11 protein-coding genes, 1 tRNA gene and 1 riboswitch are annotated in these 11,740 nt (G+C 39.0%); of the genes, 7 read left to right on the forward strand and 5 right to left on the reverse strand.

Annotated features, from left to right (window positions below; all coding sequences use genetic code 11):
- Nucleotides 1–37: 37 nt before the first annotated feature.
- Both MN204_RS05645 and MN204_RS05650 read right to left on the reverse strand, forming a co-directional pair.
- Nucleotides 38–820 (reverse strand): amino acid ABC transporter ATP-binding protein, encoded by a 783-nt coding sequence (locus MN204_RS05645; RefSeq protein ID WP_249870096.1) that lies wholly within the window; start codon nucleotides 818–820, stop codon nucleotides 38–40.
- A 363-nt stretch (nucleotides 821–1,183) separates the two neighbouring features.
- Nucleotides 1,184–1,284, reverse strand: a riboswitch (SAM riboswitch).
- Nucleotides 1,285–1,499: 215 nt separating this feature from the next.
- A tRNA-Val gene (locus MN204_RS05650) sits at nucleotides 1,500–1,572 on the reverse strand.
- Nucleotides 1,573–1,792: 220 nt separating this feature from the next.
- Between MN204_RS05650 and MN204_RS05655 the strand changes: the two genes are divergently transcribed.
- The 6 genes from MN204_RS05655 to MN204_RS05680 all read left to right on the forward strand — a co-directional run bounded on the left by MN204_RS05655 (nucleotide 1,793) and on the right by MN204_RS05680 (nucleotide 8,204).
- A complete protein-coding gene (locus tag MN204_RS05655) occupies nucleotides 1,793–3,523 on the forward strand; it encodes an ABC transporter ATP-binding protein (RefSeq protein WP_249870097.1) in 1,731 nt (576 codons plus the stop codon).
- Entirely contained in the window at nucleotides 3,513–5,330 is a 1,818-nt protein-coding gene (locus tag MN204_RS05660) for an ABC transporter ATP-binding protein (RefSeq protein WP_249870098.1), read from the forward strand. The genes MN204_RS05655 and MN204_RS05660 overlap by 11 nt, the downstream gene beginning before the upstream one ends.
- A 146-nt stretch (nucleotides 5,331–5,476) precedes the next feature.
- The gene (locus MN204_RS05665; protein WP_249870099.1) at nucleotides 5,477–6,202 is read left to right on the forward strand and encodes an alpha/beta hydrolase; all 726 of its coding nucleotides are present in this window, start codon (nucleotides 5,477–5,479) and stop codon (nucleotides 6,200–6,202) included.
- 94 nt (nucleotides 6,203–6,296) lie between these two features.
- Complete coding sequence (locus MN204_RS05670; RefSeq protein ID WP_249870100.1) at nucleotides 6,297–6,815, forward strand: YjcG family protein; 519 nt, start codon at nucleotides 6,297–6,299, stop codon at nucleotides 6,813–6,815.
- Nucleotides 6,812–7,234, forward strand: a complete 423-nt coding sequence (locus tag MN204_RS05675) for a GNAT family N-acetyltransferase (protein ID WP_249870101.1) — start codon at nucleotides 6,812–6,814, stop codon at nucleotides 7,232–7,234. Before MN204_RS05670 ends, MN204_RS05675 begins: the two co-directional genes overlap by 4 nt.
- Before the next feature lie 259 nt (nucleotides 7,235–7,493).
- A complete protein-coding gene (locus tag MN204_RS05680; protein WP_249870102.1) occupies nucleotides 7,494–8,204 on the forward strand; it encodes a YetF domain-containing protein in 711 nt (236 codons plus the stop codon).
- A gap of 63 nt (nucleotides 8,205–8,267) precedes the next feature.
- Here the strand turns inward: MN204_RS05680 and MN204_RS05685 are convergent, their stop codons facing one another.
- The gene (locus MN204_RS05685; protein WP_249870103.1) at nucleotides 8,268–8,519 is read right to left on the reverse strand and encodes a hypothetical protein; all 252 of its coding nucleotides are present in this window, start codon (nucleotides 8,517–8,519) and stop codon (nucleotides 8,268–8,270) included.
- Nucleotides 8,520–8,800: 281 nt separating this feature from the next.
- On the opposite strand from MN204_RS05685, the gene MN204_RS05690 reads away from it, so the two are divergent.
- Complete coding sequence (locus MN204_RS05690) at nucleotides 8,801–9,268, forward strand: CotY/CotZ family spore coat protein (protein ID WP_249870104.1); 468 nt, start codon at nucleotides 8,801–8,803, stop codon at nucleotides 9,266–9,268.
- A 55-nt stretch (nucleotides 9,269–9,323) separates the two neighbouring features.
- Here the strand turns inward: MN204_RS05690 and MN204_RS05695 are convergent, their stop codons facing one another.
- Both MN204_RS05695 and mgtE read right to left on the reverse strand, forming a co-directional pair.
- A complete protein-coding gene (locus MN204_RS05695; protein ID WP_249870105.1) occupies nucleotides 9,324–9,815 on the reverse strand; it encodes a CotO family spore coat protein in 492 nt (163 codons plus the stop codon).
- Nucleotides 9,816–10,179: 364 nt separating this feature from the next.
- The gene (mgtE, locus tag MN204_RS05700) at nucleotides 10,180–11,559 is read right to left on the reverse strand and encodes a magnesium transporter (RefSeq protein ID WP_249870106.1); all 1,380 of its coding nucleotides are present in this window, start codon (nucleotides 11,557–11,559) and stop codon (nucleotides 10,180–10,182) included.
- Between the last annotated feature and the right edge of the window lie 181 nt (nucleotides 11,560–11,740).

The following is an 11,740-nucleotide window of genomic DNA, read 5'->3' on the forward strand; positions in this document are numbered from 1 at the left end:
ATCTCCCCCTACATTTAAATGCGTATTACAAGACCACTTATTTGACATAACCTGCTGGATAAAATGAATCCTCTTTTATATCATTATTTCTATTGAAATTCTCTAAAAACTTCTTCGTTCGTTCTTGCTTCGGGTTGTCAAAAACTTCCTGTGGTGTTCCTTGCTCAACAATTACCCCATCTGCCATGAAAATTACTTTATCCGCTATTTCACGGGCGAAATTCATTTCATGTGTAACGATAAGCATGGTTTTATTATTTTTTGCAATTTTAGATATCACTCGAAGTACTTCTCCAACCCATTCCGGATCGAGTGAGGAAGTTGGCTCATCGAAAAGAATCGCATACGGGTTCACAGCAAGGGCTCTCGCTATCCCTACCCGTTGTTGCTGTCCACCAGATAATGAAATCGGATAGTGATTTTCCTTTTCTAATATCCCGACTTGATTTAATAAATCTCTTCCCTTTTGTTTGGCATGTGCTCTATCCATCTTTTTTGTTACAACCAAGGCATGGGATACATTCTCTAACACCGTTTTATTCTTAAATAAATTATAATGTTGAAATACCATGGATGTTTGCATTCTTAATTTATTTACTGCTGCTCGATTTACCCGTTTTACGTCTACACTTTCTCCACCAATTTCAATGTAACCAGCGTCAGGCTTTTCTAAGAAGTTCAAACAACGTAAGAGCGTAGATTTCCCAGAACCTGAAGGACCTATAATCGCTACCACGTCTCCTTCATTTACATCAAAACTAATGTCCTTTAATACAAGATTATCTTTAAAACTCTTCCGTAAGTTTGACACTTTAATCATAAATACCTACCTTTCTAATGTCGATATAAATACTCAAGTATTCATACTGATTTACACGGATTTATAAATAAACATAGTATTGCATATATAAATTTTATATGCAATAGGAAAGCTGATTCATTTTTATTTGTACCCTTTTTTAGGACGTTGATCTAATCGAGCTACATTTCTAAGGTTTTCTTAAACGCTATGTTTATGGATTGAATTCTACTAATTACTTTAGAAAACTTAGCATGCGCCATTCCTTTTGGTCGAATGCCTTAGTTGCACTTATGCAAGTAAAGAAAGGTTATACTTCTTACTTGCATAAAAATAAAACCCCCTTCTGATAATAAGAAGAGGGTTAGACCGCTGTCATTGTTCCTCTTATCTCCAAGCATTACGCTTCTGGAATTGGCACGGTGCTAAAAAAGCCCGTTGCCGAGGCATCAAAGGGCCAGTCCCTCCACCTCTCTGGATAAGAAAATTCTATTTAGTTAATTGTTAATAAACAGACTACAACGGTTTTTATATAAAGTCAATAGAATTTATGAAAAATATTATAATTTTCGGAATGATGTGCGGTCGGAAGCACAGGGACGGTTCTTTTGCTTCCGAAGCAGGAGAACCGTCCCAATGCTTTATAATAATTCCACACAAAAAAACGCCCAATCCTTTGCAGGACAAGCGTTTTGCGGTATGATTCCGATTGGGCTCGAACCAACGACCTCTACCCTGTCAAGGTAGCGCTCTCCCAGCTGAGCTACGGAATCGTAAATAATTCGATAAATAATACTATAAACCCATCCTGCCAAACTGTCAATATTTAAATAGCAATTTTCCCAAATTAAACAATACTAACCCGCCTAGCTTTCACAAATTATATGCATAGAATAATTTCGAAACTCGAAATAAGATACTGGATAATATCCCATATTCCCCTTATAATAGTTAAAAAATTGCTTTTTATCTGAGATTGAGGGTGAATCACTTTTGAGAAATGTGCTTTCCTATTTAAAGCCCTATAAACTCCAAGCTGTTATAGCATTTTTGCTGATGCTCATTGAACTGGCCGTGGAGCTGCTGCTTCCATTATTTCTTGGAAAGATGATCGATCAAGGCGTTATGAACCAGGATATCAATAATATTGTCATGTGGGGCAGTATTATGATTGGGATGGCCTTCCTTTCATTAGTTGCAGGTATAACAAATTCATTTTTTTCTTCTCATGTTAGTTTTGCTTTTGGTTATGATATTCGCCAGAAATTATTTGAGAAAATCCAGGAATTTTCCTTTGCCAACCTGACTCAGTATCCAACATCAGGACTTGTGACCCGGTTTACAAATGATATCAGGCAAATTCAGAATACCATATTTATGGCCCTCCGCATTATGGCAAAAGCACCATTAACCGTACTCGGTGGTGTCATCATGGCATTTGTTGTAAATGCAAAGCTTGCGATCGTGTTTCTTATTACTGTTCCCGTGCTTATATTTTTCCTATTATGGGTTTTAAAAATTGCGAGTAACATGTTCTCCAAAGTGCAGGGCAATGTGGATGGTGTAAACCGAGTTATGCAGGAAAACCTTGCTGGAATGCGTTTGATTAAAGCTTTTACGAAACGTGATTATGAAGAAGCGAGATTTACCGAAGCGAATACCGGTTTGGCTGATTCCACTCGTAAGACATTCCGTTTTGTTGAATCCTCGATGCCGGTTCTGCTTTTTGTGATGAACATGAGTATTATTTTTATTATCTGGTATGGCAACTCTCAAACCATTGCCGGTCAGGCGAATGTCGGGGAGGTTGTTACAATGGTGAACTATGCGTTGCGTGTAGCGATGGCCATCTCGATGTTCTCCTTTATTATTATGGCACTGTCCAGAACAAAAGCTTCTGCACAGCGTGTGGATGAAGTCCTTTCCCTCGATGTGGACCTGTTGGACAATCTAGAAGCAGATCGGTCGATGGCAGTTACGAATGGAAAAGTTGAGTATAAACGGGTTTCATTCAGTTACCCTGGAGCAGATAGACCGACTCTAAAAGATATGTCATTCACTGTAAATAGTGGTGAAAAGCTTGCAGTTATCGGAGCAACCGGTGCAGGTAAAACATCATTATTTCAACTTATGCCACGCCTATATGACGTAGATGACGGTGAAATACTCGTGGATGATAAACCGATTACCTCCTATTCATTTGACCAGATTCGGGGAAGCATTGGTTATGTACCACAAAGTCCCCTCCTTTTTACAGGGAGCATAACAGATAATATCGCATGGGGTAAAAAAGATGCCACTACTGAAGATATTGTTCAGGCTGCAAAGGATGCTCAGATTCATGACACCATTATGGAGCTTCCGGATCAATATGAAACAAGGGTCGGTCAAAAAGGGGTTAATTTATCCGGCGGTCAGAAGCAGCGGATATCGATTGCCCGTGCACTGATCCGAAAACCGAAAATATTAATGCTCGATGACAGTACGAGTGCACTCGACCTGGCGACAGAATCACGATTGCTCCTTGCTCTCGAAAAGTATAACTGCACGATTTTTATCATTACTCAAAAAGTTTCCACGGCAAGCGTTGCGGACCGTATTTTACTTATCGATGAAGGAAAAACGCTCGATATTGGAACACATGATGAGCTTTTAAAATCATCTGACCTTTATCAAGCTATTGTAGAATCTCAATTTGGAAAGGAGTATGCACATGTCAAGTAGATCATTAAAGGCTCCTTTCCAGTATGAGAAAATCCCGTTGGATAACGTCACTGTAGACAATAAGAAAAAGGCCAAAAATATGGGAGCTACTTTAAAGAGAGTATGGGATTATTTAGCGGTTGAAAAATTCAAGCTTTCACTCGTTATTCTAGCGGTTTTCGTAAGCTCTGGATTAGCGCTTCTCGGACCGTTTCTTGTTGGTATGGCAATAGATAATTTTATTGTGACCCAGGAAACTTCAGGGCTCGGCATGCTGTTGATTGCACTAATCATCGTTTATTTATTTCATTCCCTAGCCATCTTTTTGCAGAATTTCTGGATGATAGGCATTGCGCAAAATACGGTCTATACGTTGCGCAAAGATCTTTTTAAGCAATTCCATCGCCTACCGATTTCCTTCTTTGATAAGCGGCAGCACGGTGAATTAATGAGCCGGTTGACGAATGACATCGATAACGTAAATAACACGTTAAATACATCCGTTATTCAGATTTTTTCCAGTGTATTGACCCTCGTCGGGACGATTGCGGTCATGCTTTATTTGAGTCCGATATTGACTGTCGTGACGATGTCAGTGATCCCTGCCATGTTTTTTTCGATGAAATGGATTACGAAACGAACAGGTCCACTCTATAAATTGCAGCAAAAAAACCTTGGTGAAGTAAATGGTTATGTGGAAGAGATTGTATCCGGTCAGCATGTCGTTAAAACCTACTCACAGGAGGCCAAGGTAATTCGTCAATTTGAAGAGAGAAATAATGAACTGAAGAAAACCGGATTCTGGGCACTTACGATTGCTGGGTTTATCCCGAAAATCATGAATATGCTGAACTTCCTGAGCTTCGGGCTCATTGCATTGATTGGCGGTATTCTTGTTATTGTTACCGATCAGCAGCTTGTAACTGTTGGTATCATTGTTATTTTCACAGAATATGCACGGCAGTTCACCCGACCGCTTAATGAACTTTCCAACCAATTCAATTTACTGCTGTCAGCCATTGCCGGTGCCGAGCGGGTTTTCAGTATCATGGATGAAACACAGGAAGAGATGGACGAATCAGAGGCTATTGACATTTCTGGGACAAAGGGTAATGTAAAATTTGATAACGTTTCTTTCGGTTATGAGAATACGCCTATACTGAAGGAAATTAGTTTTGAAGCACGAACAGGTGATACGGTTGCCTTTGTTGGTCATACCGGTGCTGGAAAGACAACGATTATTAATTTGATTTCCAGATTTTATAATTATGATAGTGGCAAGATCACGCTCGATGGGGTGGATTTGAAAAATATTAAACGGAGCAGTCTCCGCAAACATATGGCGTTTGTTTTGCAGGATGCCTTCCTGTTCCACGGTACCATCCGGGATAATATTCGTTATGGCCGGTTGGAGGCATCGGATATAGAAGTGGAACATGCTGCAAAGGATGCCAATGCACATGATTTCATTATAGGGCTCCCTGATGGCTATGACACGATTCTTGACCAGGACGGTAGCGGTATTAGCCAGGGGCAGAAACAATTGCTTACAATTGCCAGAGCATTGCTTGCAGAGCCTTCCATTCTCATACTAGATGAAGCCACAAGTAATATTGATACGATTACCGAATTGAAGATTCAAGATGCATTAGAACGACTGATGGAAGGGCGAACAAGCTTTGTCATCGCACATCGCCTCAACACCATCCAGGACGCGGATACGATTATAATGCTTGAACATGGGGAAATTATTGAAAAAGGAAGCCATGACGAACTAATCAACCTAAAAGGACACTATTACGACCTATATAAAGGCCAACTGAAGTAAGATGGTGCCTGTCACTCCCCGGTTTTTGTCGAATGGGCATTGCTTCCCGAGAATTTTACTGGGCGTGACAGATATTACTCTATAGTGATAGACTAATAGTAAACGCAGGCATGGATAACTAGACTAGATGATTGAGGTGTTTATTCTTGGGAAGAAAAGGAAAGATGGTAGAAAAAGAAATCGAAAGCCGCTTTTTAAATGAGACAATGAAGATAAAAGTTTACCAGCCGGAGTCATTTTCCCCTCTTTATAAATATAATATCTGTATCATGCAGGATGGGGATGATTACTTTCAAATGGGCAGAGTTGCCACGTTAAGTGACAAACTCCATGACAGCCATGAAATAACGAATACCGTATTTGCGGGCATCCATTATCAGGATAAACATGACCGCAGGGAAAAATATCATCCAAGCGGCGAACAAAATGAAGCGTACACAAAATTCCTTATTAATGAAGTCGTGCCATTCTTGGATGAATTAATCCCAACATATCATATGGGTCAATCAAGGGCTCTAATGGGCGATTCACTGGCAGGAACACTGGCACTGATGACTGCCATTAAATATCCCAATACGTTCGGTAAAGTCATGATGCAATCCCCTTACGTTGATGACAACGTATTGGATACTGTAAAAAATGCTGAAAATCTTCACGCCATCGATATTTATCATACGATTGGCGACAAAGAAACCGCCGTAACTATGACAGATGGAAATAAAGCAGACTTCCTTGAGCCAAACCGCGAATTGAATAAGCTGCTGGAATTAAAAGGTTCCACCTATTATTACCATGAAATTGAATCCGGTAAGCATACATGGAAATATTGGCAAAAAGACATGACACGGGTTTTAACAACGATGTTTAATTAATTTTTGTTATCTGATTTTTTTTGCTATACTGTATAAAACCATATATTAATTGATAAGCCATCATTAATAAAATCATGATGCAGGAGGTTTTCTTATGAATTATGGGATTGCTATATTTCCGTCAAAACCGATTCAGGATCAGGCAAACGCATTCAGGAAGCGCTATGACCCTCACTATTCATTGATTCCACCACATATTACTCTGAAAGAATCTTTTGGAGCAGATGATGAGAAAATCAATGAATTAATTACAGAACTAAAAATTATCGCAAATGAAACGAAACCATTTACAATCAATATCGACAAGGTTAGAACATTTGCACCGGTAACAAATACAATCTATTTTAAAGTAGAACCAATCCAGGCATTAATGGATATGCAGGAGAAAATGCATACGGGTAAGTTCAAGGACAATTCGGAACATCCATTTGTACCGCATATTACAATTGCGCAGGACCTCATGCATGATGAATTTTCAGATGTCGTTGGCCGATTGGAAATGGAAGAATTTCATTTTGAAGATACAATCGATCGCTTCCAGCTACTATATCAACTTGAGAATGAATCATGGACAGTATATGAAACATTTGTATTTGGAAAGGAAAAGGTATGAACGTAAAGATAGCTAATAAAAGAGAAGAACTTGAGCATGCTTATCAAGTGAGAATGAACGTATTCGTGGACGAGCAACATGTACCGGCCGAGGAAGAACTGGATGAGCATGACGCTACAGCAATCCATTTCGTCGCATATGATAACGAAAAACCAATAGCTGCCAGTCGACTCCGGTTTGTTGAAGAATACGGAAAGCTCGAGCGTATTTGCGTGCTGAAAGAATACCGTGGACATTCCCATGGAAAGTATATGATTCTTGAAATGGAAAAAGTTATTACAGATAAAGGCTATAAAAAAGCCAAACTCAACGCACAGACACATGCTGAAGCGTTCTACAAAAAGTTAGGTTATGAAACCGTCTCTGGTGAATTTCTAGATGCTGGAATCCCGCATGTCACCATGATAAAAGAGTTGTAATGCAGAAACAGTGGTTGCGTTTAACTAATATATGAACTACTACCTATAAATAAATCCAAAAACACTTGCGAATAATTTGCAAGTGTTTTTTAATGTGTAGACAGTATAATTATTATCAGGCATGAATTCCTACATATATACAGCCACTTCCAGCAAAGGCAAAAGCCGACTTCCTCTCTCCAGAACTTATTTCCATACATATTTAAACCCATTATGGTTAATCTAAAACGTGAATGTTCTTGTAAAGGGATTGGTAACCATGTCTGGCTTTTCTTCCATGTTTTTTGAATTAACATTTGGTTTTTTTATTTTATTTTTAGTGACAAAATTTCTCGGAAAATCACAAATTAACCAGATTACACCTTTTGATTTTATTGCCGCTGTATTGCTAGGAGAACTCGTTGGTAATGCGCTATTCGACCCTAATGCCGGCATCCCGGAAATTGCTTTTGTGGTAGGCCTTTATGCTGTATTAATGTATATTACAGAAATTGTTACCCAGAAGTATAAAGGAACTCGAAACTTAATTGAAGGAAGTCCTTCCATTGTTATTTATAACGGAAAGCTTATTCGTGATACGATGAAAGAAAATAAGCTCGACCTTAACCAGCTGCAACATCTACTCCGTGCAAAAGATATATTCACCTTAGATGAAGTCGAGGTTGGAATTTTAGAAGCAAATGGCACGATATCTGTTTTAAAGAAATCGGATTATCAGACACCAACTAGAAAAGATATGAAGCTTTCTCCACAGGAAGTTAATATACCTATAACCTTAGTTAATGATGGGGAAATTATTTACGATAATCTGAAAGAGAAAAATCTAACTGAGGTTTGGTTGAAAGGTAAATTAAGGGAACAGGGTTATAACGATATAGAGGATATATTTTACGTGGAATATTCAAAAGACAGCGAACTTATCGTACACCCCATGACAAATAGAAATCATCAAAAGTATGACTCTAAATAAGCATATACGTAAAAACACTCACTATTCGTTAATAGTGAGTGTTTTTATTTAGAATTAAACTTGTTATGCCTGATCACTAAAGTGCCTCCCCTTACCTGTCAACTTACCAAATAATTGTTCCGAGGCATTGCGCGGCTTTAATTTTTGATTTAATGTTCTATTGAATGCGTCATACTTGTTTGAAATTTCTTCATGCTGATTATTGAGTATTACTTTAAATGGGCCTTCAATATAATGCTTGTTATCTTTTTGTGGTGCAACCCGCTTATGATAATCTTGGTATTGATAATGGTCAATCGGTAATATATATCCCATACTCTCACCCCTTATCAGCTAAAATTACAATATAAATTCGCAATAATGGTTCTTTTTATGGGTGTTATCATACATCTCTATTCATCTATACCCTTTTTCAATGAATACGAAACGTTTTCATCAGCTAAATAGTATTCGTTCTCCTTTATTATATGCATTGGTCATTACGTTTCCTCCTGCAGTCATACCGGGCTAAAATTATACATATGCCCACACCATCCAAGACATGACACATATCCTATAAGGAAAGTAAATTCATTTAGCGAAAGGAGTTATTTTTCATGGGTTGTGGAAAAAAATTCGATACAGGTAACTGTGTAGCCGATATTTTAAAAGACATCGTAGAAGCACAAAATGATATCGTGGAAAATTGCTGTGACACGAGCTGTGAGCAGTCAATCAGTGACTTACTTGGTGAGACTGACGCGGTTAATGGTTTAGATACAGTACCAGTAATTTTATATTGCAAAGACTGTAAACCGTTTAAAGGGTTTGGAGCACCAAGAGAAAATCGTAAAATCGGTGATATCGTGGCCAGCTTCATTTTCCGAGTGAAAAAAGTAGACGATAAAAATTGTGCTGTGCTTGAGCTACTATTGAAAGACGGCGAAACATGCGGGCATGACCATCTTAAGGATCCTACAGACCAAAGCACCAAAAACTTGGAAGCAACCGGTATTTGCATCACAGTTGATTTGGATTGCTTCTGTCATGTAACTTGCCTTCCAGCTATTAGTGCATTCAACTAATGCTTGCTTCGTTAAAAACACCATTAGGAGTCATTCTCCTTAATGGTGTTTTTCTTTAAAATCCAAGTAATTGAATATCGTTTATATCTTCTATTGAAATTGGAACTGGAGTTTTTCTGTTTGAGACTTTCATGTATACCGTATTCTCCTCAAAACCTGTGATGACACCTCGATAGATTTTCCCCTTTGTTTTTATTTCACATCTGACCTGGGGTGCAAATTCTGGCCTGCTCGTAAAATAATCGATTTTCTCCGGTATATCCATTTCCTTGAAATTTTTGCGTTTATCTGTATCCGTATCCTCTGAAACATGATCCACTTGTTCTTCTTCAACTACTGTTGTATTTTCTGTACCCAGTTCCTGCTGAAACGACGATGTACGTCTGTTGACTCTTTTCTGAACGGCTTTCGTCTCTCCATCGGCATTCTCTTCCTTAGCTTTTCTCCTATTGCTCATATATTTGTGCTGCATAGGGGCCTGCGTAGTTCCAATATCCGGTTGATGAATATAGAGCAACGGATTATTGGCGAATTTCTTCTCAGCCATGTAACAATCTCTCCTTCCTCTTTCCTCAACCCATTATATGAACCCACCCAGAAAAATGTTATGATTACTTATGGTTCACTGTCACTCTCCGAATTTTGTCGAATGAATTTGAAAGTAGTGAAAGCATACGAGGTGCGGCTAGTTCCGGCTCCCAGAAGCTGGCAGACTTCCTGACACCTCCGTACGATAAGTCAACATCCATTCGCTTTAGCTCATGGTGTTTCCTATATCTCCTGCGGTGCAGTCCAGTCTATTAGCTTCTGAACGGTCGCCTCCACTTTTTTAGACTGTCACTCCCCCAATTTTGTCGAATGAGGCGAAACAAAAAGCATCCTCCCTATATCGGATGATGCTCAATTGCTACTTATATTAAATAGCCCATAAATGTGGTTGCCATTCCAAAATAAATCAGTATGGAGATAATATCATTGATCGTTGTAATAAAAGGCCCGGAGGCTACTGCTGGATCGATATTAAATCTGTGCATAATCATTGGTATTAATGATCCGGCCAGTGTGGCAACGACTAATGAAGCTAGGATGGAAAAACCGACCAGTAACCCAAGATACAGATTTCCCTGCCAAACATAAATGACGATTGTAATCAATATTCCACATACTGTACCTGTAATTAATCCAGTGTAAGCTTCCCTCATGATCAGCCGCATTTTGCTCTGATTGCCATATTCCCCTGTCGCAATCCCACGGACCGCAACTGCAAGAGCCTGTGTACCCGTGTTCCCAGCCATCCCTGCAATTAAAGGAATAAAGATGGCGAGCACAGCTACCTGGTTAAGGGTTGCCTCGAATCTCCCAATCAGGCTGGCAGTAAAAAGGCCGAGAAACAATAGTATAATAAGCCACGGGAGCCTCTTTTTTGCAGATGTGAATGCCGTATCATCTTTCCGCTCCGTATCTGAAATGGCAGCCATTCTCGTATAATCTTCACTTGCCTCTTCTTCCATAACATCCAGGATATCATCGACCGTTATAATCCCCAGCAGATGATTCTGAAAATCAACAACAGGTAATGCAAGGAAATCATAGTCTCTGAACATCAGTGCGACTTCTTCCTGGTTTTTCGCAACAGACACAGCAACTACTTTCGTACTCATTATTTCCTCTATGACTATATTATCCTCTGCAATAATCAAATCCCTGATGGAGATAACTCCGACGAGACGTTTATCCTCATCCAGTACGAATAAGTAGTAAATTGTTTCAGCGTTCGGTGCTTCTGTTTTAAGCAGCTGCATCGTCTCTTTAGCTGTTTGATTTTTATAGATGGCAACATATTCGGTAGTCATAATACTACCGGCAGTTTTTTCCTCATAATGGAGCAGTTGTTTTATTTCGTTTGCCGATTCTTTATCCATGATTGTCAGAAAGCTGACAACCTCTTCTTTATCAAGTTCATTTAAAATATCAACCGCATCATCGGCAGGCATTTCCGAAAAGACCATCGCTGCATATCGCGGATCCATTTCCGGAAAGAACGCTGTCACATCTTCCAATTCAATATTGATCATCACTTCGGCCAGTTCTTGCGGAGATAAATACGTATAAATAGTTAACCGGCCTGTCTTATGCTGCTCCATAAAAAACATCGCCTGGTCATATGGATGCATTTCCAAGAAATCCAGACGGAATGATTCCATATTTTCATCAGTCAAAGAGGTTTGTATTAACTGAAAATGTTCTTTATATTTTTCCTCGTATTGTTTCTCATACCTGTCTTGACTCATCCTTTTTCCCTCTTTTCCTTCCCTGTTCTAAACGGCAATTGCTCTAAATAGTTTCCCTTCCTCATTTTTTTCAAACAGAATCGTTTTCCTCTCGTTTTGAAAATGTGAGAAAATTAGTTGCCGAGGAAAAGTTTGTACTTTTTTACATCCATAGACACCAAACCTTTCCCACGTAAGTAGT

Source organism: Oceanobacillus saliphilus, assembly GCF_023522835.1.
Classification (GTDB): domain Bacteria; phylum Bacillota; class Bacilli; order Bacillales; family Amphibacillaceae; genus Oceanobacillus; species Oceanobacillus saliphilus.